The sequence below is a fragment of the Devosia sp. P2_G7 genome (genome assembly GCF_056403495.1).
In genome coordinates this window covers 82,515-102,792 of sequence record NZ_JBFUFI010000006.1, presented here as the reverse complement: position 1 = coordinate 102,792, position 20,278 = coordinate 82,515, and the positions used below count along the sequence as shown (strand labels likewise).

Below are 20,278 nucleotides of genomic sequence, written 5' to 3'. Positions count from 1 at the left end.
AAGATACCCTGGACGGCTATCGAGTCTGTACAGGCCCCTGTAGGCCGCCTACGCAATAGCATCGACCGAGAGGTTGCTGGACCGAGCGACCACATCCATGTCCTCCTTCAGCACCGCCCAACCGCGATGGTCCTCGAGCGCCATCCCAGCGCGAAGAAAAAGGACGTGGCCCACGCCGCCTATCGCCTGATGATTGAAGCCGCCCGGGGCAAGCCCCTCACCATATGCTCCGCCTGATTTCCCTCTCCCCCGGCGTTGCGGGAACACCGCCATCCATCCCTGCTCAACGAAGTAGCCTGCTATGACGGCCGGAGCGACCGTTCTGGAATAGAGGGACCTGTTCTGCCCCCTTCCGGTCGAGCCGTGGTTGAACACAACCGCGGGAAACGGACCTTTGTTGCCGGGCTTGGCAACAATGACTTCCAGTCGGACGCCGAGCTCCGCGGAGGGTATGAGGAGCTTCTCAAATTTCATTTGGGTTGCAGCAGTCTATGGGGGAGGCTGCGCTAAGCTGCATCTCCTATTTGTCGATTCCACAGACTGCGGACAAGTGAGCGACGGAACTAATACATCCGAGGCCTTGCGCTTCGAGGAAAACCCTTTGCGAGTTCTCGGGAACATTGCCTTGTGCGTTGCCCTCGCAGGCATCGGTGCGCTGATGATCTGGGTTCCCAATCGAAGCGCTGGCTGGGACCAACCATTTTGGGGATGGGTCTGTCTGCTCATATGCGGAGGCCTGGCTGCCACGAGCGTTTGGCGCTTTTTCAGGTCGCCCGTCGACAGCATAGTTCTCTCGCCCGCGGGAATTCGAGTCTCACGGTTTGGGCCAAAGATTATCCCCTGGTCCGAAGTTCAGTCCGTCGGCGAGCGGACGATTCGCTTCAACAAATTCCTAACTCTGCGTCTCACGCCAGAGGGCCATGGGTTGATCCGACGGTCCCGCATCTCAAGGCTTCTCTACGGCATCGATCGGGTGCTTGGCATAAAGTACGTCATACTGCCGCATGCCGCGTTGGACGTTTCTCGACGCGACTTCCAAGCGTCGCTTGCTGCGTACGCTCGAGCGCAAGGTGTGCACGTGGCGTATGAATTAGCCTAGACTCCAGTCGACCGACCGGCGCGTCGGGGCGCCAAGCTCCCCGTTCGGGTCCCCGGCCTCAATGTGTCGATCGCGATGGTCGCCTGGGGCTAGCGCCCTCCACACTTCATCGACACTTCGCCAGGATCTCATCGACGGCGCGGGCGATCGGCGCCGTGGCGTCGATGGTCACCGCATTATCAGGAACATCCTCTCTGGTTGCCTGCAGTCGCAAGGCCAGCTCCCGTTCGGCTGGCTTGCCACCGAACACGTCCTCAGGTCGCGCGGCCAGCCGCCGGTTCAAACTGCCCGGATCGACTTCAAGAACGAAAACGGCATCGAACAGATCGATGAAGCGATGACGATTTCTCGAACCGCCGCAGAAGAAGGTCATCGCGTCGCGTTGATCGGCGATCAGCAGCCTGACCTTTTCGAGCGGCCAGATCCAATGCTGGTAGCCCCAGTCCACGGTGTCCTGTTCAGTCTTGCCGGTCGGCCAGTCCAGCGGTTCGCCGCTCTCCGGATCGCCGTAATAGGCGAACTGCCGGTCACCGTGGATGACGTGGTGGCCACGCCGCTGCAGTTCTTCGGCCACCGTGGTCTTGCCGGAGCCGGAAACGCCTTCGATCAGGTAGTTTCGAACGCCCATCTTCCCTTCCCGGACTGCCGGTCCCTTTTGGCGGGTCGCGTGGGACAGCGCAACTGCTTCGCCCCGCAGCCATTCTGCCGGTCACAGGCTCGGTGTACTTATCCCCCAGCCCTGCCCTCACCCGCATACTCGCAATAAAAACCCGCGCCGGCGGAGGCGCGAGTTTCGAGTTCGGCAGTTCTTGAAGGCTGCCTGCGCTCGATGCCCGTCAGTTCAAAACTGGCGAGCGATGGCGGGGCGGCTTGACGGTCAGCCAGATGGCCGAGAGCAGGAAGTAGAATGCGCCGAAACCCGCGTAGCCAGCGATAGGCGTGATGTCGACAGGCGTGGGGCCGACCGCCATCAGGATGAAAAAGCCGCCAGCCAGCGCTGACTGTGCTCCGCTGAGGATCATCACCCACTGCGCTCCAGCGGACTTCCAGCGGCGGACGGCCGTTGCGAGCTGGAACAAGCCACTCAGTATCGCCCACACGCCGAAGACCACCAGCACGGCGTTCATGCTGACGCCCAGCGCGAAGGCGACCGCGACCGCGACGACGGCGCTCACCACGAGGTTGAGCGCCTGGGTCGGGTTGGCACGCAGCCCGCCAGTGTTCTTCGCGTCGAGATAATTCGCAAGCGCGTCCCAGGCGGGGTAGCCGACGAGCAGGACCGCGGCAATCGCGGGATTACCCCGCCCTACTATGAACGCCAGGGTTATCCAGACGATCGAAACCGCCGCGCGGGTGAAGTAGTAGGTTCGCAGCCAGTCGCTCGAAGCGAAAGGGAGGGACTGGTTTTGCGGCTGGTTCGCCATGGTACATCTCCATTTTGACTACCTACTAGAAGGTAGGGCGACAGGAGTCAATCGACGCGGCGGCCGGAAGAGCGTTGTCATGCTGCGCAGACCATCGGCTGCGCCCTGGGATTGACATCCAGACCTACTAGAAGGTAGGCGGTCAAGATGACAAACACGTCGACGACTTCGGATCAAATCCTGGCGTCTGCTCGCAGCTTCATCATCTCGGGTGGCTATAGCGGCTTCAGCTATGCGGATATTTCCGCCGTGGTGGGGATACGCAAAGCCAGCATCCATCATCACTTCCCCAGCAAGGTCGATCTCGTCCGCACGCTGGTGACGCGGTACCGCGAGGATGCGGAGACTGGCCTTACCCAACTGGCTGGTGACGTTCCCGATTCACTGGAGTTGCTCCGGTCCTATGCCCGCAACTGGGCCAAGTGCATCGAGGATGCGAGCATTCCGTTTTGCGTGTGCGCTCTGCTCGCCTGCGAGCTACCGGCTCTGCCGCCCGAGGTGGCATTGGAGGTGACGGCGTATTTCCGTTTCCTGTCGTCCTGGCTGACCGCGGCTATGGAGCGCGGCGCCGATCAGGGCACTGTCGCGATCGAGGCATCGGCAGAGGTCGAAGCCGAGATGTTCATGGCGACCGTTCACGGCGCGATGCTGTCGGCGCGGGCGCAGAACAGCCCGGCCCTGTTTGACGCCATCCTCAAACCCACACTTGCAAGGCTGACGGCTCGCTGAACCTTGTTCGGTCAGTCGACTTCGACGCATCGGTCTTGAAGTCGCATCCGCACACCGGTGGAGTTTGTCCCCCTCCCCCGGTCCCGCCGGCATACTGACAATAAAAAACCCGCGCCGGCGGAGGCGCGGGTTTCGAGTTCGGCAGTTCTTGAAGGCTGCCTATTTCAAGCAGCGCCTCAGACGCGGCTGAGTTTGACGGTCTGGCAGAAGACGCCCTGGCAGCCGTTGACCTTGAGGCTGTTCTCGCCGGTCATGACCATCGTGCCGGAGTAGACGTCGCCGGCGTTCTTGACGGTGCCCGTCCACTTGTTGTCGGAGGCCTGCGTGCCCTGGACAATGACCTGGTTCAGGTACTGCCGGTTCTGGTCATCCTTGTCGCGGAGCCAGATCAGGCGCGCGCACAGGGCGCCGCTGCCACATTGGGTGATCTTGTAACGGCTCTTGCCGTCATCGGCTTGCCAGGTGCCTGTCGGGTCGGCGGCGAGGGCGGCGAGGGGGGCCGTGGCGCAGATAGTAGCGAGCACGGCGGCGGCGAGTTTGGTCGCGAGGTGCATGGTCATGCGTCTCCGGAAACGATCGGGGTCAGTTCGGGTTCGGTTGGTGCTGGCCCGATAAATGGGAACTTTGGCTGAATCTTGAATAAAGGCCTCGTTCATCTGCCGTTCATCTCTGCGGCAAAGTACGGCCCCGAAATGGCAGCGACGCTGACTTGCTGGCGAGACGGTTGTTCAGCATACATTCAGCCTGCCACAATCTCGTCTTGGCGAGACGGCCCGGCCATGCATGACGTTTCGATCACGAAGTCGTGAAGAAGCAAAACTGGCCGTCAGATCGCTCCGACGGCCCCGGTCAGGCCTGTCGCACCCGCGCCGCCGCCTCTACCACTTGCCGCTGAAGCCGACCTTCGCACCCACGGCGTTGTTGCCGCCAAAGTCCTCCACGCTGCCCCGCACCAGGGCCTCGCCGAAGACGCTGTACTGCTCGTCAGCCCAACTCAGCGAGCCGCCGACGCCAACACCGCCCCACAGCCCCTGGTTCTGCGACAGGAACTCGGTCCCGGACACGTCGACCGACGTACCATCGAGGAAGTCGTAGTAGAGGTTGGCGACGCCATAGAGGTGCGTGCGGTTGGTCGCGCCGGACGCATCCCGCCACTCATCCTCGTAGTCGGCGGAAAGCCCAAGCCGGCCCACCAGAGTGTCGCCGCTATTGAGCGACACCGTGCCGTCATACTGGTCGGTGAAGTCGTTGAAGCGTACTGCCGAATAGCTGAGCTGCGCCTGCGGCGTCAGCGACCAGTTGGCGTCGAGCCCGATCTTCTGGCCCGCTTCGAGGCTGAGCCCGTAGCCGAAGGCATCGTTCCCCTCGACCAGCGTCGTCCCGGTATCATCGGAGACGATATCGGCCGAGTACCAGGTCGCCTGCGCCTGCCCGTCCAGATAGAACCCGCCGGCGCCGTACCAGGTGAGCGTGCCGCCCACGCCGTAGCCCAGGGCGTTGATCGAGCCCGCACCATAGAGCGAGGCGATATCGGAGCTGACCGTGCCGAACTGCGCATTCAGCCCGGCCACGAGCGAGCCGGCCTCACCCTGCTGCAGCACACCATCCATGCCGGCCTGCAGCCGCCAGGTGCTCACGTCATAGCTCGCGCCCGTGGTCGAAACGCCGGGCTCGAAATGCGCCTGCGAGGCATCCATGCGCGCCCAGATGGCGTCGGGCGCAACCGCGCCCTGCTCGCCGGCCTGCCCGCCATTCAGCCATTCGCGGCTACCGACGCGCTGCTGCAAGGTGCCCAGCTCATTGAAGGCCTGCAGCACGTTGGCGTAATTCTCGTAAAGCGGCACGGTGGGCGCATAGAGCGGGCCCGCGTCGATGATCTCGGACCGCAGGTACCAGTCGCCATCCGCCGTGGTCTCGGTGCCCTTGTAGAGCCGGTACGCATAGGCGCCGCCGACCACCGCCTGATCGCCCTCGAACACATAGTCGCCGATGAGCGAGAAGGTGCCGTTCGATGCGCCGAGGACATCGACGACCTTGATGCCCGCCGGGCCAGTCTGTGCACCGGCGCCGCCGACATTGGTCACGACCAGCGACGAGTTGCCCCCGGTGTCGCCGTTCACCACGAGGCGATCGGTGGCCGAAGTGTCATCGCCGAGCGCGACGTTCAGTTCGACGATGCCGTCCATTCCCAGATACCCGCCGGTCATCGTCAGCGTCGTTCCCGGCGCGCCGCCGAGCCGCAACCGTCCGCTATTCTGGAGGTTGACGATCGTCTGGTCGAAGCCATTCAGGTCGAGCGTGCCATCCGCCAAAGTCATATAACTGCCGGCGAAGACACCGGCCGCACCCGCCTGCAACGTGCCCGCCGCTACCACGGTCCCGCCGAGATAGCCCGTCACCGAGTTCTGCAACAGGGTTCCCTCGCCGAGCTTGGTCAACCCACCAGCCCCGGTCATCGGCCCGTTCACCGTCAGCACGGCGCCCGCAACGACATCGATGCCGCCGACGGAGGTGAAGTTCATCGTACGGTTCGTCGCGAAGCTCGCCAAAGCGCGCAGCGCGCCGCCATTGTAGGTCACCGCGCCAGCCACAGCGCCCAGCGCGGCGTCGCTCGTCACTGCAAGCGTGCCGCCGCCCGAGATCGTCGTGCCGCCGCTATAGGTATTGGCGCCCGACAGCGTCTGCGTTCCACCGGTGAGCGCCAGCGCGCCGGTGCCGGAGATCACGCCGGAGAACGTATCGTTAGCGTTGGTGATGGTCAGGTTCTTTGCGCCAAGTGTGACGCTGCCGCTGCCGGCGAGGCTCTGGATGCTGGCGCCTGTTCCGGTGATTCCGGAAATGTTGAACGTCCCATTCGCCACCACCCGGCTCGATGCGGCAATCGAGCCATTGGTCCCCAGTGCGAGCGTGCCTGTCTGGATCACGGTCTCGCCGGCGTAAGTGTTTGCAGTTTGGAGAGTGAGGGTGCCGGTGCCGGTCTTGGTCAATCCGCCGACGCCGGAAAATTCGGAACCGGCGCGCACCGTGAAGGCCTGGGTGTCAACCGTCAGGCCGCCCGCGGCAATGTTGAGATCGCCCGCCGAAAATCCGGCGATGAAGAAGTTGTTGTTTGTCCCGGCGCGAAGAGTGGCGCCGTCGAAATTGACCTGGCCCGTTCCACCGCCACTGGCGCGTCCGAGGTTGGTCGTCTCAAGCGTGCCGCCACTAATGTTCAGCGTGCCGGCGCCGACGGACACGCCAAGAATGACCCCTGGAGCGAAAACGGTGCCGCCGTTCTGAATGTTGAGCGTGCCGTTGCCACCACTGCCGACGCGGATCGACGACCCGGATGTCGTCCATTGCGATCCGGCTCCGGTGACCGTGACGATACCGGTGGTCCCCGCACCCGAGCCGATCACAAACGGGTTGGCGACGATGGTCGTTGAGGTGAGCGCGCTGCCGTTCTGAATCGTCAGGTTGCCGGTCGATCCACCCAAATTGCCGACGATGAGCTGACCTGTGGTACCGACGGCGGGGCCGCTCACGCCGAGGACGGTCGGGTTTGGCGAGTTCGTATTGATGACGACCGTGCCGGCAGCCGGGACCGTGCCGCCCGTCCAGTTGGTCCCCACCGTCCAGTCGTTGCTGGTGGTTCCGGTCCAGGTCTGGGCTATTGCAGGGCTTGCGGATAGGGTCGCAATCACCAGCGCCGCAACACCAACTCCCGAGAGCAGCCTGGCCGTGCCAAAATTCCGCACAGGATTAGCGTAGCCGCGCCCGGTCGCCCCAATAGACATGCCGCCTCAAAATCCGCAAAACTACGACGATAAGTAGTGAACCCAAGTTGCCGGGATTCTAAAGCTTAGACAAGCACACCTTTCGGCCTAACGCATTGTCATAATTAAGAAAGATTTGCGACAGAGCTTCGCGGGGCACAGCGCCCCAGTCGACGGCAAGCTCAGTACGGCCGAGTGCTTCACTGGTGAAGCAACGTCCCGACCTGGTGCGAAGCGCTCCCGCGCGACTCGCGTCGCCGCCGCCGCAAAACGCACGTCTTCGGAGACAGGTGGCTCGTCCTCATCAGCCACGAAATTCCATGCCGAACTGCTCAGGTGGGTTCGACGGGAACCGACATCGACCCTTATTATTCGCTCGCCGAAGCACCACATGAGGATGCGGCCAAGGTGTCGCGTCCTTGGTCCCCACTCCCGCCCCCTGACCCAGGATCCATCCGCACAGCGGATTTGGCGGACTGGACCTTCCAATGACACAACTAAATCGCGCCATTGAGCGCAGCCACTTCGGCAACTATCGCGCCGAGTTGATGTTCTCGCAGCACTTGCAGAGGCATCCTCGCGCCAGCTCGTCCTGGTTCGCCGCGATCCACGAGGGCACCGAACCGTTGATCGAAGGCGTCGAGTTGCGGCGCCAACAGATACGCAATTCCCTGCTGGGTTCTCGCAGGTACCCACTTCGGCAGCGATAGTCCGATGATGGCGACCTATCATGCTTACTCCAATGCTCCCCGGCTGCACGCTGGAGCCGTTGTTCTAGTCACCGGCGGTTCCCTGCAAGTCGCGGTCAGAACCGGAGACCAATTATCGATCGAGGCACCCGAATACAGCCGCATTTCGGCAGTGGTGGTTGACCGGACCGGCAGCAAATTGCTTCTCGGGCTTCCGGACGGGACATCGATCTGGCTCGAGCGCGCCCACGGCGAGACTTTTGACGAACTGAAGCTGTCCGACGGCTTTTCACGCGAATCTTGGACCATCACGCGATATCGAGAGGCTCTGCAATGACCGCGGTCATGCGCAGCGATTTCGACCGCATCTACGACGAGGCCGGGCCGGGGGGCTTGATGCGTACGCTGCAGTTGCGGCTCGGAGATACGCCGAGGTTGGACAAGGAACTGGTTCGCATGGGCAGGTCCGGCAAGTGGAAGATCGTCTGGGACGATGAGACCGGTAGGGGCCAAGTCGTCACCCGATTGGCTGCGGAATGACCAGCACCTCGGAACTCGTGACGTTCCATCATCCGTTCCTGCTTCCGGGGCTGGATCAGCCGCATCCGGCCGGAGCCTTCACCGTCGTCAGCGATCGGGAGGCGTTGGATGTGTCTTTCCCGGCATTTCGCGTGACGACGACGATCATGCTGTCCGATGGGCGTGGAACGATCGAGGCCCTTCAGGTCGCAAAGGCAACGCTCGATGAGGCACTTGCACGGGACCAAGCCACTTCGAAAGCCCCCTCGTGATCGGGCCGCATGCGGTCTCTCTCAAAGGCGGGCCCTTCAATTAGCGGCGTGGCGAAGACTCTTCGCGATAGCCGTCCGATATCCGCTGCAACTGGTCGATCAGCCGCTCAAAGGCCGCGATAACATCATCCAACCGACTGTGCGGGGGTTCGCCTTTAACGGCGGATCGAAAGTCGCTGTGCAGATGGCGGATCTCGGCGAGCAACGCCCCGCTTTCAAGACGGGCCAGGCTGCGTTCCTCTTCTGAATTATAGGCGGAGACGGCGCGCACCCGAAGATGGGCCGCTTTCGCGTTCCAGCCGCTGATCGGCCCGACAAAGGGTTTCAGCGTCTCATCGACACGCTTCCGTTCCAGAACGCTGATCTGCGCACGTCGATGTGGGGCTGTGTCGAGGCGTTGCATGATATGCTCCCTATGCGTCGTCTGCCGATTTCCCCCTCACGCCCCCTGGTAGAAACCTTCGGGGGAAAACAGGGCCGTGACGGCCGCCACCAGGTCGTGGTCGCTGAATGGCTTCAGCATCACGCGCGCATCGGGGAAATGTTCGCAGACCTCTTCCGCGCTGGCAGCGGTGCAGATGATGAAAGGAATACCGCGCCGATCCAGCTCGGCGACGAGCCCTTCGGGCCCGCCATGGTGCAGGCGGAAGTCGATCAGGGCGAGATGCACCTGATGGGCACCCATCAACGTGAATGCCTCAGCCGGATCCGTGGCAATCAGCACCCGATACCCGGCGTTGGCCAGCGGCGATTCAATCACCGAGGCGACAAGAAAGTTGGTTTCCACGACTATGGCCGTGCGAGGGAACTGCTGGATTGACATGTCTTTTTCACAAACACAGAAGTACCGTCCACCGGCTGGTGGACTGGCATAACTCAGTGCGCTTGCTAAACGCCCGGAAGCAGCGAGTTTGGTGGTGCCCGCAGGGCATCGGCTCGTCCGGTCCATACAGACTTTATGCCGATCAGGAGCCCCCCGCACTTAAATAAGACATGCTCGCTTCAAGACATGCTCGGCTTCGCCGGCGGATGCCGCGAGGGCCTAAGTGGCAGCCGCAGTCTTCCGCGGTCGACTGGCTCGCTTTGGAACTCGCTCCCGCAGCAGCCGCAGAGTCTCCTCGAGGCTGCTCCGCATGGCGACGACCAGGTCCCGAACGCACCCAACCCTTATGGCATCGAAGCCGGTGAGGCCCGGGCTCACGCTATCGATCGCGTCCAGTTCCTCCTGAAGGCTGGCAAGCAGCTTCTGCGCCCGTGTCACATGGTATTTGCGCGCCGCGCCCAGACCATTACCCAACCGCCGCAACTGGTCCGCTTCGTCCTCCCAGTCCGAGTAGGACAAGCCATTTATCATCAGATACGTGCCAGCAGGCCGATCCAAGATCTCCATAGGCACGGAAAATACTTAGCCCAGTGGGCCAAAATGCGACCGTGACCCGGTCGGCGCCGGCCACCCGCTCGAAGCCATGGCACCCAGTTGCCAGGCGCCCGGTGTGTTCCTATCTTAGGCACACATGGAGATCTGCCGATGAACACCCGCTTCGCGGTTGCTACGCACATTCTGACCTTTCTTGCGTACCAGGCCGGGCAACCCGCCACGTCGGAGCTCATCGCTGCAAGCGTGAACACCAATCCGACGTTCATCCGTCGCCTCCTGACACAGCTGGCAAAGGCAGGCCTTACCAAGTCGCAACTGGGCGCCGGCGGAGGCGCCTTGCTTGCACACGAGGCCGGCAAGATCAGCTTGCTGGACGTGTACAGGGCGATTGACGAGGAGCAGCAGGTCTTTGCCCTGCACGAGGCGCCCAACCCAAAGTGCCCGGTCGGCCGCAACATCGACGTGGTCCTGAGGGGCCGCATGCTCGAGGCGGAACGCGCGCTCCAGGCGCAGCTCGGCAAAACCACAATTGCAGACCTCGCCGCCGACATTGCCGAGCGAAACAAGGTAGCCTGACCCACCGATCGACCCGAGAACGGATGCCTCTTTACAGACATGTGTATCCATATTAGATACCAATATATGTGACCAACATGGATACACACATGACAACCCGAACCCTCGCCGCAGTCGCCCTGGCAGCTTTGCTGGCTTCAGCAGCAGCTCTGCCGATCACAGCCTCATTCGCACAGGAGCAAACCATGAGCGCCCAGGAACAGCAGGTCGTCGACCTCCTCAAAGCCATCGAGACCGGCGCCGGAGGGCCGGTGGCCGTCATCAATCCCGATCAGTACAAGCAGCACAATCTGGGGGCCGCAGACGGGCTCGCCGGCTTTGGCGCCCTGCTCGCTGCCCTGCCGCCGAACTCGGCGAAGGTGAACACCGCCCGCGTCTTCCAGGATGACGACTACGTCTTCTCCCACACCGAGTACGACTTCTTCGGGCCAAAGATCGGCTTCGACATCTTCCGCTTCGAGAACGGCAAGATCGTCGAGCATTGGGACAACCTGCAGGAGACGCCGGCCTCGGCCAATCCGAGCGGCAACACCATGATCGACGGCGCGACCACCGTCCTCGATCTCGACAAGACCGAAGCGAACAAGACGCTGGTTGCGCAGTTCGTCGACGACATCCTCGTCAACGGCGAGCTCGACAAGCTCGCCGGCTACTTCGATGGCGACAACTACATCCAGCACAACCCGCAGATCGCCAACGGCCTATCGGGCCTGGGCGCCGCGCTCGAGGGTTTGGCCAAGGCCGGCATCACCATGAAGTACGACACCGTGCACAAGGTGCTGGGCGAGGGCAACTTCGTCCTGGTCGTCAGCGAGGGCAGCTTCGGCGGCAAGCCGACGTCGTTCTACGACCTGTTCCGTGTCGAGGCCGGCAAGATCGCCGAGCACTGGGACACGCTCGAGACCATTCCGCCCAAGGGTGAATGGAAGAACCAGAACGGCAAGTTCGGTTTCTGAGCATGAAGGGGGCGCCTATGGCGTCCCCTTTCGACGCAGAGCCGGGGCTCCATCCACCATTCCCGGGAAAGTAAGTTGACATGCGCGATCACCTTTCCTACTGAGCGGCCTGACCGAAGACGCCCGATCACCGGCCAGACCCGAACGAGGAAACATGATCCGCCAGACGACCCTTGGGGCGATGCTCATCGCCGCTGCCATCTGTGTCACCGCAGCGCCGGCTATCGCCGCCGAGCCCGAATTCACCCTGACGATCAAGGACCATCTGTTCACGCCGGCGACGCTTGAGGTCCCGGTCGGCCAGAAGATCAAGCTTATCGTCATCAACCAGGACGCCTCCGAAGAAGAGTTCGAGAGCCACGACCTGCACGTCGAAAAGATCGTCTCCGGCGGCAAGACCATCGCCGTCTTCGTCGGCCCGCTCGAGGCCGGCACCTACAATTTCGTGGGCGAGTTCCACGAAGACACCGCCAAGGGCACCCTCGTCGCAAAGTAGGAGCCCACGGTGGGTTCGACCTTCATCATCGCCTTCCGCGAAACGCTCGAAGCGGCCCTGATCGTCTCGATCGTTCTGGGCGCAAGCCGCGACATCCCGGGCCGGACCCTCTGGGTTGCCGGGGGGCTCGTTGCCGGGCTGCTCGGCGCTGGCCTCGTCGCGGTGTTCGCCGATGCCATTTCCGGCTTCTTCGACGGCATGGGCCGCGAGCTGTTCAACGCTGGCGTGCTGCTGATCGCGGTGCTGATGCTGGCCTGGCATCAGGTGTGGATGGGGGCGCATGGCGCTGAGCTCGCAGCCGAAAGCCGCCAGCTGGGCCAAAGCGTGCAAAAGGGCGTACGCCCGGTATCGGCGCTGGCGCTGGTGACGGCGATCGCGGTGCTGCGCGAAGGCTCGGAAACGGTGCTGTTCATGTACGGCATCGCGGCCGACGGCACCGCCGACACCAAGTCAATGCTTATGGGCGGGGGCCTCGGCGTCCTCTCCGCCGCAGCGCTCGGATGGGTGCTCTATGCCGGCCTCGTGCGTGTGCCGGTCAAGCACATCTTCAAGGTGACCGGCATCATCATGCTGCTGCTGACCGCAGGCCTCGCGGCGCAGGCCTCGGCCTATCTCGTCCAGGCGGGGTACCTGCCGGCGCTCGGCTACGATATCTGGGATTCCTCGGCGCTCCTCGCGCAGGACAACCCGATCGGGGTGTTCCTGCACATCCTCGTCGGCTATGTGGCGCGGCCGATGGGCATCCAGGTGCTGGTCTACGCGGCCACCCTCATCGGCATCCTTCTGGCCTCGGCCCTGGTGCTTCGGGCGCATCGTGCGCCCGCTCGGTCTGCCGCTGGCTAGGCTGGGCTGAAGCGGGGTTGCATCAGCGCCCGGATGCTGACACCGCGAGCGACCACTTCTGACCTCAAGCGGACGGTCGGGATGGCCTACTTGGCCGCGACCTCTACGGCTGGACCGCAATAGATCCGGTACAGCGTCTCGAGCACTTCCCAGACCTCCTGAGACGCCAAGCGGTAGTAGATGGATTGGCCGTCCCGGCGCGTGCGCACGAGGCCGAGGGCCCGCAACTTGGCCAGATGCTGCGAGAGTGGCGACTGCTCGAGTTCGACGATCGAGCTCAGTTCAGTCACCGACCGCTCGCGATCGAGCAGGTTGCACAGGATCAGCAACCGCTTTGGGTTCGCCATGGCGGAGAGTAGCTGGGCGGCCTCCTCGGCGCGGGGCTGAAGCTTGGTCATGTCCATGCTTGACATATTAGAACATTCTAATTAGCTAATGCAACGTGTTTGTAGCCGGGCCCGGCCGCAGGCCTACCACTCCATGACCGGACCCCTTGTCGATGATAACAGAATTCACCCCAATCCAAGCCATACTCGGCGGCACCTTGATCGGTGTCGGCGCCGTGGCGCTGATGGCGTTCCACGGACGCATCGCCGGGATGACTGGCATCCTGTCCGGCGCGCTGGCGCCGAACGGCGATGGCCGCGCGTGGCGTATCACTTTCCTTGCGGCGTCGGTCCTCGCTCCGGCCCTGATGTGGCTGGCGCTGGGCGCGCCCGCGCCGTTCGCGACCGATATGCCCGGCTGGGCCACGGTACTCAGCGGCGTGTTGGTGGGGATCGGAGTCACCTTTGGCGGCGGCTGCACCAGCGGTCACGGCGTGTGCGGAATTGCCAGGCTGTCGCCGCGTTCGATCGTGGCAACGGCCGTATTCATGGCTTTCGCGCTGGCCACGGTGTTTGTCATCCGCCATCTGCTGGGAGGGTTCTGATGCGTAGCCTTCTCTCGGCCGGCGTCGCCGGCCTGGCATTCGGCACCGGCATCATAATTTCCGGCATGGCCAACCCTGCCAAAGTGCTGAACTTCTTCGATGTGTTCGGCACTTGGGATCCCAGCCTGCTGCTGGTCATGGCGTCGGCCGTCGCCGTCACCTTCGCGGGTTACCGCGTGGTGCTAAAGCGGCCGGCCCCGCGGTTCGGCTCCCGGTTTCACCTGCCGACCCGGCGCGACATCGACCTGCCGCTAGTCGGAGGCTCGGCGTTGTTCGGCGTCGGCTGGGGTATCTCGGGCTTCTGCCCCGGCGGCGCCATCCCGGCGCTTGGCCTGGGTCAGCCGAGCGTCCTCCTCTTCGTCGCGGCCATGATGGCCGGCCTGCTCGTCACTCAACTTCTTCGCCATGTCTGGCGCCGTGCGGCGCCCCAGACACTGGTCAACTGAAAGGAACCGCTATGGCCAAGGTCCTACCTCTTCCCTTCGCCGCTGACCTGACCGTACAGCCGGTAGTGGTGCCGTTCTTCGATGCACCGACCAACACCATCAGCTACGTGGTCAAGGATCCGACCTCCAGCGCCTGCGCCGTCATCGATTCCGTGCTCGATTTCGACTACGCCTCCGGGCGCATCTCCTATGAGGGTGCCGACCGGATCGTCGAGCACATCCGTGACAACGGCTGGACGCTCGAGTGGCTGATCGAAACCCACGTGCATGCCGATCACCTGTCCGCTGCCCCCTATATCCAGGGCAAGCTTGGCGGCAAGCTCGGGATCGGTGATCAGATCCGGGTTGTGCAGGACACGTTCGGGAAGGTGTTCAACGAGGGCACCGAGTTCCGCCGCGACGGCTCGCAGTTTGATCGCCTGTTCGCAGACGGCGACAGCTACCGGATCGGCAACCTCGTCGCCTACGCCCTGTTCACCCCCGGCCATACGCCAGCCGACATGGTGCATGTCATCGGTGATGCGGCCTTCGTCGGCGACACGCTGTTCATGCCCGACGGCGGTTCGGCGCGTGCCGACTTCCCCGGCGGCGACGCACGCACGCTCTACCGCTCGATCCAGCGCGTGCTGACTCTGCCCGGCGAGACGCGGCTCTTCATGTGCCACGACTACGGTCCGAACGGCCGCGAGATCCAGTGGGAGACCACGGTGGCCGACGAGCGCGAGCACAACATCCATGTCGGCCACGGCACCAGCGAGGACGCCTTCGTCAAGATGCGCGAGGGACGCGACGCCACGTTGGCCATGCCACGGCTCATCATTCCGTCGCTGCAGGTCAACATGCGCGCCGGCAGGTTCCCGCCCGAGGACGACGAAGGCCAGACCTACCTCCGGGTCCCAATCAACAAGCTCTGATCCCACCACTTTCCAGACAGTGAGTTCCATGTTCCGCAAGATCGACGATCGTTTCGCCATTGCCCCGCAGATCCAGCCCGACGACGTGTCCGCTCTGGCCGATGCCGGCTACAAAGGCATCATCTGCGCCCGCCCCGATAACGAAGACGCTGGACAGCCAAGCTTCGCCGAAATCGCTGCGGCGGCCAGCAAGGCCGGCATCAAGGCCATCCATATCCCGGTCTCCGGCCCGCTCGGCGAGGCCCAGTTGATACGCATGGAGCAGGCGCTGGCCGAGATCGAGGGCCCGATTCTTGGCTACTGCAGGTCCGGCGGACGGGCCGGCAGCCTGTACCAGGCCTTGCTCTAGTACCGCCTTACGCCCAACGCCTCCATCCACATGCCAGGCTGCCCCCACCCCCTGCGGGGACGGCCTCCTATTGTCTCATCCACAGGACGGCGCGATGCTCGACACACTCCACTATCTTCTTGGCGCCGCGTCGGGTGGCCTCGTCGGCTTCACGCTCGGACTGTTCGGCGGCGGCGGTTCGATCCTTGCCGTGCCGCTGATGGTCTACGTCGTGGGTGTGCCGTTGCCGCACGTTGCTATCGGCACCAGCGCGGTCGCTGTGGCGGTCAATGCCGCTTCCAACCTCGTCGCACATGCGCGGCGCGGCAACGTGATCTGGCGCTGCGCTATGCTGTACTCAATAGCTGGCGTGGCGGGTGCGACCTTGGGCTCGATCGCTGGAAAGGCGATGAACGGTGACGTGTTGCTGCTGCTGTTCGCGGCGCTCATGGTCGTGGTGAGCGTGCTGATGTTCCGGGCCCGCCGGAACCCTGGCACACCGGACGTGGTGTGCAACCGCGAAAAGGCGCCGCGGGTGGTGGGTTATGGCGGCGTCACCGGCGCGTTATCAGGCTTCTTCGGCATTGGTGGCGGATTCCTGATCGTGCCCGGCCTTGTTGCCTCGACCGGCATGCCGATCCTGAACGCCATCGGCTCCTCGCTCGTTGCAGTAACCGCCTTCGGCCTCACCACGGCGGCGAGCTATGCACTGTCGGGTCTCGTCGACTGGGCGCTGGCGGCCGTGTTCGTCGTTGGCGGCGTTGCGGGAGGGTACGCCGGCACCTGGTTCGCCGGACGGCTCGCAACGCGCAAGGGCGTGCTCAATGGCGCGTTTGCTGGGCTGATCATCATTGTCGCCGTCTATATGGCGGCACGGTCGGCGCTGGCGATCCTGTAGAAATTACCGAGCCAACATCAGCCGGTGCATCGGCCGGGTCGGCGCAAAGCGGACGCTCATCAGCACCAATATTGGCGGCGCAAGAGCAGTCGGTTCCGCGGCGACGCACCGCCCCGGTCCCGCTATGCGCGGCGTCCCCTGCCCCTAAATCTCCTCCGGTGGCTCCCAGTTGGGCCAATCCGCCACGTGGTCTTCCCACTCGCCCGGCTTCACCGATTGCTCCGGCACGGTGCGGCCGCGCACCGAGACGCCGACGGCCATCACTGTCTCCGGGTCGCCCGAGACCAGCGGGTGCCACCAGGCGAGGCCCTTGCCTTCGGCGATGCGGCGATAGGCGCAGGTCTTGGGGATCCACTCGATGGTGCGGACATTCTCGGGCGTCAGCTTGATGCAGTCGGGCACCACTTTCAGCCGGTTGGGATAGTCCGAGCACTTGCAGCTGTCGCCGTCGAGCAGCTTGCAGCGCACGTCCGACACGTAGATGTCGCCGGTGTCCTCATCCTCGAGCTTCATCAGGCAGCAGCGCCCGCAGCCGTCGCAGAGCGCTTCCCACTCCACGTCAGTCATTTCCTCGAGCGTCTTTTCTTCCCAGAAGGCCATTCAGAATTCCCGTGTGGCGCCAACACGCTTGCGCAAACTATCCGCTGATCATATTCGAGCGACTGCCTTGCCAATGCGCCCCAAATTGGGGAGATTCAAGACCAGCGTCGGGGCACGTCGCGGAGTTTTCGGTTGCAGGACCCGTTCTACCACAAAGAGAAGCGGCGCAAGAAAACCCGCATGCTGGCAGCCGATGCCTGGCTCGACTCGGCGCTTTACGAGTTCGGCCAGTCGCTTGGCCGCGGCTTCACGCAGGTCGAAGACTTCTTCTCGCGCTTCCGCGTTTCGGGCATCAAGCGCTTCTTCGTCGAGATTCTGTCGGACGGTTTCAGCTTCCTCGCCATCGGCATGGTGCTGGTCACCGCGCTGGCGCTGCCGGCATTTGATGCCACGGTCAGCGGCCGCTTCAACAAGGCCGAGGATTTCGCGGTCACCTTCCTCGATCGCTACGGCAACGAGATCGGCCGGCGCGGCATCCGGTCGGACGATTCCTACCCGCTCGACAAGCTGCCGGACTATTTCGTCAAGGCGGCCCTCGCCACTGAAGATCGGCGCTTCTACGACCACTGGGGCATCGACGTCGTCGGCACCATGCGGGCGCTGGTCTCGAACGCCCAGGGCGAGAACTCCACCCAGGGCGGCTCCTCGATTACCCAGCAGTTGGCGAAGAACCTGTTCCTCAGCTCCGAGCGCACGCTCGAGCGTAAGATCAAGGAAGCGTTCCTGTCGGTCTGGCTCGAGTGGCACTACACCAAGGACGAGATCCTCAAGCTCTATTTCGATCGCGCCTATATGGGCGGCGGCAATTTCGGCGCTGCTGCCGCAGCGGAGTTCTATTTCGGCAAGAAGATCACCGAGGTGAACCTCGCCGAAGCGGCCATGCTGGCCGGCCTGTTCAAGGCGCCGACCAAGTACGCCCCGCATGTCGACCTCGCCGCAGCCCGCGGTCGCGCCAACCTGGTGCTCTCGAACCTCGTCGACGCGGGCTTTCTCACCGAGGGGCAGGTCACGGCGGCGCGGCGCAACCCTGCCGTGCCGATCGATCGCTCGGCCGAGGCCAACTCGCCGAACTACTTCCTCGACTATGCCTTCGAGGAGGCCAAGAAGGTCATCGAGACCTCAAGCAGCAACTCCAACACCTTCGTCGTGCGCACCACCATCGATCCGGTGCTGCAGTCCTATGCCGAGGACGCCGTCACCTCCGTCGTCCGCGAGCAGGGCGAGGCCTACAATGTCAGCCAGGCGGCGATGGTCGTGCTCGAGCCCAACGGGCAGATCCGCGCCATGGTCGGCGGGATGGACTACGGCAAGAGCCAGTTCAACCGCTCGATCGTCCCCAACCGCCAGCCGGGCTCGGCCTTCAAGCTGTTCGACTATGGCGCGGCGTTCGAGAACATCCCCGAGTACGACCCCGACACCGTCGTCAGCGGCGCGACGCAATGCATCGGCAATTGGTGCCCGCGCAACTATTCGGGCAACGCCGTCGGCCGCATCAGCCTGATCTCGGCCTTCCAGCAGTCGATCAACACCGTGCCGGTCAACCTCTCGATCAAGATGGGCCGGCAGCCGATCGCCGATTTCGCGCACAAGATCGGCCTCACCAACGATTTCCCGGTCACCCGCTCGCTGGCGCTCGGCGCCGCCTCAGTCAGCGTCATCGACATGGCGTCGTCCTACGCCGTGTTTGCGAACCACGGCTACAAGACGCCGGCCTACGGCATCACGCGCATCACCACGCTGGCCGGCGATCCGATCTTCGACGCCGAAGCCAACCCGCCGCAGGTGCGCGTGGTCAGCGAGCAGACCGTGCAGTACATGAACCGCATGATGCGCGCCGTGGTCGAAAGCGGCACCGGCCGGCGTGCGCAGATCGAGGGCGTGCCCTCCGTCGGCAAGACCGGCACCACCTCTTCCTATCGCGATGCGTGGTTCTGCGGCTTCACCGGCAACTACGTGGCGGCCGTCTGGTTCGGCAATGACGACTACCGGCCAACCAAGAAGCTGACCGGCGGTATCCTGCCGACCATCGCGTGGCAGAAGTTCATGGCCTACGCCCATACCAATATCGAGATCAAACCGGTCGAAGGCGTCGACTTCCAGCCCGCTCCGTTCGTCATCGCCAACGCCGAGGAAGGCCAGCCGCTGGCCCCGGTCGCCGAGCGCCCGCCGGGGCTGAAGCCCCGCGCCGCCGACAAGCTACTGGAGGTTGCCGATCGGTTGCGCAGTGCCTTGGGCGGCGCCGGCAACCAGGCCGCACTCACCGTCGCTGCTCCCCCTACTCCAGCCAAGGCGCTGTAACCCTTGCGCTTTCTCGTTCATCTCGGGGCCATGCTGATGGTCGCACTGGTCGTGGGCTTCGGGCTCAGCTGGTACGCGCTCAGCGACGGCCGGCTGTTCGGCGCCATCGAGATCGGCCCTTGGTCCGCCTGGCGCGATGTCGGCATCCCCACGCCCGATCCCTACACCCGCGCCTTCATCGCCCGCTCCGGCGCACTCGAGCTCGGCGCCAGCGAGGGCATCCAGTTCGTCGCCACCACCGACAGCGACAACCGCCGGCTCGATCGAGCCTGCCGCTACCGCATCGATGGCACGACGCCAGCCGCGCGCTTCTGGACCCTGGTCCCCGTGGCGCCCGACAATGGCGCGCCGATCAGCCGCGAAGATGGCCCCATGGACTTCCACAGCGCCAGGCTCAGCCGGGCCGGTGACGGCTCGGTCGAGCTCTATGTCTCCAAGACCCTTGCCCCGCAGAACTGGCTGGAAATCACCGGCAATGGCGCCTTCGACCTGATCTTGACGCTCTACGACACATCCAGCCTCTCCGGCGTCGGCGCTGATGTCGCGGCCCTGCCCTCGATCATCCGCGAGGCCTGCGCATGATCCGCACCCTGCTCTGGCTGTTCGGCGGCGTCGTGCTCGGCGGCATCATCCACATCGCGGTGATCCTCAGCCTGCCGTCGCTGTCGGCCACCGCCGCCTGGGATCGTGTCGCCGCAGTCGGCGCCGGCCCCGGCCCCACCGTGCTGCCTGCGGCCAAGGCCGGCGAGGCCAACCCGCTGCGGCTCGACCCCGAACTCGCCTACGCCGTCTGCAAGATCGACCTCAGGAACGGGCCCGCTTCGGTCAGCGGCACCCTGCCCCAGGCCTATTGGTCGGTCGCGGTCTACAGCCGCGCCGGCACGGTGGTCTATTCCACCACCAACCGCGACGGTATCGGCACGGCGCTCGACCTGGGGATCTTCAACCCGGGCCAGACGCGCCTCCTCGCCGAGCAGAAGCTGGATGTCGCCGAAGGCCTGCTGATCGTCGAAGCCAAGGAAGACGACCTGTTCGTCGTCGTCCGCCTGGCCCCGTCCCATCCGGAAATGCGCGCCCGCTACGAGAAGGCGCTGACCGGCCTCAAATGTGGCACCATCGCTACCTGA

26 protein-coding genes are annotated in these 20,278 nt (G+C 64.0%); 17 read left to right on the top strand and 9 right to left on the bottom strand.

The genetic code is table 11. The features are described 5' to 3' along the window. Window positions 1-48 precede the first annotated feature (48 nt). Window positions 49-474: an alpha/beta hydrolase family protein gene (locus AC1DWU_RS11810; protein ID WP_477150358.1), complete on the bottom strand. Its 426-nt coding sequence runs from the start codon at window positions 472-474 to the stop codon at window positions 49-51. On the opposite strand from AC1DWU_RS11810, the gene AC1DWU_RS11805 reads away from it, so the two are divergent. Then, window positions 416-1,099, top strand: coding sequence for an STM3941 family protein (locus tag AC1DWU_RS11805; RefSeq protein ID WP_477150352.1), 684 nt, complete (start codon window positions 416-418; stop codon window positions 1,097-1,099). The two genes, AC1DWU_RS11810 and AC1DWU_RS11805, sit on opposite strands and share 59 nt — an antisense overlap. A 106-nt stretch (window positions 1,100-1,205) precedes the next feature. On the opposite strand, the gene AC1DWU_RS11800 is transcribed toward AC1DWU_RS11805, so the two are convergent. Next, a complete protein-coding gene (locus AC1DWU_RS11800; protein WP_477150175.1) occupies window positions 1,206-1,727 on the bottom strand; it encodes an AAA family ATPase in 522 nt (173 codons plus the stop codon). 208 nt (window positions 1,728-1,935) lie between these two features. Next, the gene (locus tag AC1DWU_RS11795) at window positions 1,936-2,523 is read right to left on the bottom strand and encodes a DUF308 domain-containing protein (RefSeq protein ID WP_477150174.1); all 588 of its coding nucleotides are present in this window, start codon (window positions 2,521-2,523) and stop codon (window positions 1,936-1,938) included. Between the two features lie 147 nt (window positions 2,524-2,670). On the opposite strand from AC1DWU_RS11795, the gene AC1DWU_RS11790 reads away from it, so the two are divergent. Then, window positions 2,671-3,252, top strand: a complete 582-nt coding sequence (locus AC1DWU_RS11790) for a TetR/AcrR family transcriptional regulator (RefSeq protein ID WP_477150173.1) — start codon at window positions 2,671-2,673, stop codon at window positions 3,250-3,252. A gap of 176 nt (window positions 3,253-3,428) precedes the next feature. Here the strand turns inward: AC1DWU_RS11790 and AC1DWU_RS11785 are convergent, their stop codons facing one another. Then, entirely contained in the window at window positions 3,429-3,812 is a 384-nt protein-coding gene (locus AC1DWU_RS11785) for a DUF2147 domain-containing protein (protein ID WP_477150172.1), read from the bottom strand. 318 nt (window positions 3,813-4,130) lie between these two features. Beyond that, window positions 4,131-6,863: an autotransporter family protein gene (locus tag AC1DWU_RS11780; RefSeq protein ID WP_477150171.1), complete on the bottom strand. Its 2,733-nt coding sequence runs from the start codon at window positions 6,861-6,863 to the stop codon at window positions 4,131-4,133. 858 nt (window positions 6,864-7,721) lie between these two features. Between AC1DWU_RS11780 and AC1DWU_RS11775 the strand changes: the two genes are divergently transcribed. Genes AC1DWU_RS11775 through AC1DWU_RS11765 form a run of 3 tightly spaced genes read left to right on the top strand, consistent with a single transcriptional unit; the run spans window position 7,722 to window position 8,487 of the window. Continuing rightward, window positions 7,722-8,033: a hypothetical protein gene (locus tag AC1DWU_RS11775; RefSeq protein WP_477150170.1), complete on the top strand. Its 312-nt coding sequence runs from the start codon at window positions 7,722-7,724 to the stop codon at window positions 8,031-8,033. Beyond that, the gene (locus AC1DWU_RS11770) at window positions 8,030-8,236 is read left to right on the top strand and encodes a hypothetical protein (RefSeq protein WP_477150169.1); all 207 of its coding nucleotides are present in this window, start codon (window positions 8,030-8,032) and stop codon (window positions 8,234-8,236) included. The genes AC1DWU_RS11775 and AC1DWU_RS11770 overlap by 4 nt, the downstream gene beginning before the upstream one ends. Beyond that, window positions 8,233-8,487, top strand: coding sequence for a hypothetical protein (locus AC1DWU_RS11765; protein ID WP_477150168.1), 255 nt, complete (start codon window positions 8,233-8,235; stop codon window positions 8,485-8,487). Before AC1DWU_RS11770 ends, AC1DWU_RS11765 begins: the two co-directional genes overlap by 4 nt. A gap of 40 nt (window positions 8,488-8,527) precedes the next feature. Here AC1DWU_RS11765 and AC1DWU_RS11760 read toward each other — a convergent pair whose 3' ends face one another. Next, a complete protein-coding gene (locus AC1DWU_RS11760; protein WP_477150167.1) occupies window positions 8,528-8,890 on the bottom strand; it encodes a hypothetical protein in 363 nt (120 codons plus the stop codon). Window positions 8,891-8,926: 36 nt separating this feature from the next. After that, a complete protein-coding gene (locus AC1DWU_RS11755) occupies window positions 8,927-9,310 on the bottom strand; it encodes a response regulator (RefSeq protein ID WP_477150166.1) in 384 nt (127 codons plus the stop codon). Between the two features lie 705 nt (window positions 9,311-10,015). Between AC1DWU_RS11755 and AC1DWU_RS11750 the strand changes: the two genes are divergently transcribed. The 4 genes from AC1DWU_RS11750 (at window position 10,016) to AC1DWU_RS11735 (ending at window position 12,736) form a co-directional block, all read left to right on the top strand. Further along, window positions 10,016-10,441 (top strand): Rrf2 family transcriptional regulator, encoded by a 426-nt coding sequence (locus AC1DWU_RS11750; protein ID WP_477150165.1) that lies wholly within the window; start codon window positions 10,016-10,018, stop codon window positions 10,439-10,441. Window positions 10,442-10,626: 185 nt separating this feature from the next. Then, window positions 10,627-11,397 carry a nuclear transport factor 2 family protein gene (locus AC1DWU_RS11745; RefSeq protein ID WP_477150164.1) on the top strand — a complete coding sequence of 257 codons (771 nt, stop codon included), beginning with the start codon at window positions 10,627-10,629 and terminating at the stop codon, window positions 11,395-11,397. A gap of 154 nt (window positions 11,398-11,551) precedes the next feature. Then, window positions 11,552-11,893 (top strand): cupredoxin domain-containing protein, encoded by a 342-nt coding sequence (locus AC1DWU_RS11740; protein WP_477150163.1) that lies wholly within the window; start codon window positions 11,552-11,554, stop codon window positions 11,891-11,893. A gap of 9 nt (window positions 11,894-11,902) precedes the next feature. Beyond that, window positions 11,903-12,736: an FTR1 family iron permease gene (locus AC1DWU_RS11735; RefSeq protein WP_477150162.1), complete on the top strand. Its 834-nt coding sequence runs from the start codon at window positions 11,903-11,905 to the stop codon at window positions 12,734-12,736. A gap of 86 nt (window positions 12,737-12,822) precedes the next feature. On the opposite strand, the gene AC1DWU_RS11730 is transcribed toward AC1DWU_RS11735, so the two are convergent. Then, window positions 12,823-13,134, bottom strand: coding sequence for an ArsR/SmtB family transcription factor (locus tag AC1DWU_RS11730; protein WP_477150161.1), 312 nt, complete (start codon window positions 13,132-13,134; stop codon window positions 12,823-12,825). Between the two features lie 104 nt (window positions 13,135-13,238). On the opposite strand from AC1DWU_RS11730, the gene AC1DWU_RS11725 reads away from it, so the two are divergent. The 5 genes from AC1DWU_RS11725 (at window position 13,239) to AC1DWU_RS11705 (ending at window position 16,253) form a co-directional block, all read left to right on the top strand. Beyond that, window positions 13,239-13,667, top strand: a complete 429-nt coding sequence (locus AC1DWU_RS11725) for a YeeE/YedE family protein (protein WP_477150351.1) — start codon at window positions 13,239-13,241, stop codon at window positions 13,665-13,667. Further along, the gene (locus AC1DWU_RS11720) at window positions 13,667-14,113 is read left to right on the top strand and encodes a DUF6691 family protein (RefSeq protein WP_477150160.1); all 447 of its coding nucleotides are present in this window, start codon (window positions 13,667-13,669) and stop codon (window positions 14,111-14,113) included. Before AC1DWU_RS11725 ends, AC1DWU_RS11720 begins: the two co-directional genes overlap by 1 nt. A gap of 11 nt (window positions 14,114-14,124) precedes the next feature. Further along, complete coding sequence (locus tag AC1DWU_RS11715) at window positions 14,125-15,027, top strand: MBL fold metallo-hydrolase (protein WP_477150159.1); 903 nt, start codon at window positions 14,125-14,127, stop codon at window positions 15,025-15,027. 28 nt (window positions 15,028-15,055) lie between these two features. Beyond that, the gene (locus AC1DWU_RS11710; protein WP_477150158.1) at window positions 15,056-15,376 is read left to right on the top strand and encodes a protein tyrosine phosphatase family protein; all 321 of its coding nucleotides are present in this window, start codon (window positions 15,056-15,058) and stop codon (window positions 15,374-15,376) included. A 94-nt stretch (window positions 15,377-15,470) separates the two neighbouring features. After that, window positions 15,471-16,253 (top strand): sulfite exporter TauE/SafE family protein, encoded by a 783-nt coding sequence (locus AC1DWU_RS11705; protein WP_477150157.1) that lies wholly within the window; start codon window positions 15,471-15,473, stop codon window positions 16,251-16,253. Window positions 16,254-16,397: 144 nt separating this feature from the next. Here AC1DWU_RS11705 and AC1DWU_RS11700 read toward each other — a convergent pair whose 3' ends face one another. Beyond that, window positions 16,398-16,853, bottom strand: coding sequence for a YcgN family cysteine cluster protein (locus AC1DWU_RS11700; protein ID WP_477150156.1), 456 nt, complete (start codon window positions 16,851-16,853; stop codon window positions 16,398-16,400). A 132-nt stretch (window positions 16,854-16,985) separates the two neighbouring features. Here AC1DWU_RS11700 and AC1DWU_RS11695 point away from each other — a divergent pair, with 132 nt between their 5' ends. From AC1DWU_RS11695 to AC1DWU_RS11685, 3 genes are read left to right on the top strand one after another with little or no spacing between them, the layout of a single operon-like run. After that, a complete protein-coding gene (locus AC1DWU_RS11695) occupies window positions 16,986-19,151 on the top strand; it encodes a transglycosylase domain-containing protein (protein ID WP_477150155.1) in 2,166 nt (721 codons plus the stop codon). A gap of 3 nt (window positions 19,152-19,154) precedes the next feature. After that, entirely contained in the window at window positions 19,155-19,733 is a 579-nt protein-coding gene (locus AC1DWU_RS11690) for a DUF1214 domain-containing protein (protein WP_477150154.1), read from the top strand. Then, a complete protein-coding gene (locus AC1DWU_RS11685; RefSeq protein ID WP_477150153.1) occupies window positions 19,730-20,278 on the top strand; it encodes a DUF1254 domain-containing protein in 549 nt (182 codons plus the stop codon). Before AC1DWU_RS11690 ends, AC1DWU_RS11685 begins: the two co-directional genes overlap by 4 nt.

What these genes read in the sequence shown, in the direction of transcription:
- AC1DWU_RS11715 (WP_477150159.1), top strand. Translation starts at nt 14,125, where the DNA reads ATGGCCAAGGTCCTACCTCTTCCCTTCGCCGCTGACCTGACCGTACAG.
- AC1DWU_RS11745 (WP_477150164.1), top strand. Translation starts at nt 10,627, where the DNA reads ATGAGCGCCCAGGAACAGCAGGTCGTCGACCTCCTCAAAGCCATCGAG.
- AC1DWU_RS11805 (WP_477150352.1), top strand. Translation starts at nt 416, where the DNA reads ATGACTTCCAGTCGGACGCCGAGCTCCGCGGAGGGTATGAGGAGCTTC.
- AC1DWU_RS11710 (WP_477150158.1), top strand. Translation starts at nt 15,056, where the DNA reads ATGTTCCGCAAGATCGACGATCGTTTCGCCATTGCCCCGCAGATCCAG.
- AC1DWU_RS11685 (WP_477150153.1), top strand. Translation starts at nt 19,730, where the DNA reads ATGATCCGCACCCTGCTCTGGCTGTTCGGCGGCGTCGTGCTCGGCGGC.
- AC1DWU_RS11730 (WP_477150161.1), bottom strand. Translation starts at nt 13,134, where the DNA reads ATGACCAAGCTTCAGCCCCGCGCCGAGGAGGCCGCCCAGCTACTCTCC.
- AC1DWU_RS11740 (WP_477150163.1), top strand. Translation starts at nt 11,552, where the DNA reads ATGATCCGCCAGACGACCCTTGGGGCGATGCTCATCGCCGCTGCCATC.
- AC1DWU_RS11760 (WP_477150167.1), bottom strand. Translation starts at nt 8,890, where the DNA reads ATGCAACGCCTCGACACAGCCCCACATCGACGTGCGCAGATCAGCGTT.
- AC1DWU_RS11720 (WP_477150160.1), top strand. Translation starts at nt 13,667, where the DNA reads ATGCGTAGCCTTCTCTCGGCCGGCGTCGCCGGCCTGGCATTCGGCACC.
- AC1DWU_RS11765 (WP_477150168.1), top strand. Translation starts at nt 8,233, where the DNA reads ATGACCAGCACCTCGGAACTCGTGACGTTCCATCATCCGTTCCTGCTT.
- AC1DWU_RS11700 (WP_477150156.1), bottom strand. Translation starts at nt 16,853, where the DNA reads ATGGCCTTCTGGGAAGAAAAGACGCTCGAGGAAATGACTGACGTGGAG.
- AC1DWU_RS11790 (WP_477150173.1), top strand. Translation starts at nt 2,671, where the DNA reads ATGACAAACACGTCGACGACTTCGGATCAAATCCTGGCGTCTGCTCGC.
- AC1DWU_RS11755 (WP_477150166.1), bottom strand. Translation starts at nt 9,310, where the DNA reads ATGTCAATCCAGCAGTTCCCTCGCACGGCCATAGTCGTGGAAACCAAC.
- AC1DWU_RS11785 (WP_477150172.1), bottom strand. Translation starts at nt 3,812, where the DNA reads ATGACCATGCACCTCGCGACCAAACTCGCCGCCGCCGTGCTCGCTACT.
- AC1DWU_RS11775 (WP_477150170.1), top strand. Translation starts at nt 7,722, where the DNA reads ATGATGGCGACCTATCATGCTTACTCCAATGCTCCCCGGCTGCACGCT.
- AC1DWU_RS11750 (WP_477150165.1), top strand. Translation starts at nt 10,016, where the DNA reads ATGAACACCCGCTTCGCGGTTGCTACGCACATTCTGACCTTTCTTGCG.
- AC1DWU_RS11770 (WP_477150169.1), top strand. Translation starts at nt 8,030, where the DNA reads ATGACCGCGGTCATGCGCAGCGATTTCGACCGCATCTACGACGAGGCC.
- AC1DWU_RS11810 (WP_477150358.1), bottom strand. Translation starts at nt 474, where the DNA reads ATGAAATTTGAGAAGCTCCTCATACCCTCCGCGGAGCTCGGCGTCCGA.
- AC1DWU_RS11705 (WP_477150157.1), top strand. Translation starts at nt 15,471, where the DNA reads ATGCTCGACACACTCCACTATCTTCTTGGCGCCGCGTCGGGTGGCCTC.
- AC1DWU_RS11795 (WP_477150174.1), bottom strand. Translation starts at nt 2,523, where the DNA reads ATGGCGAACCAGCCGCAAAACCAGTCCCTCCCTTTCGCTTCGAGCGAC.
- AC1DWU_RS11800 (WP_477150175.1), bottom strand. Translation starts at nt 1,727, where the DNA reads ATGGGCGTTCGAAACTACCTGATCGAAGGCGTTTCCGGCTCCGGCAAG.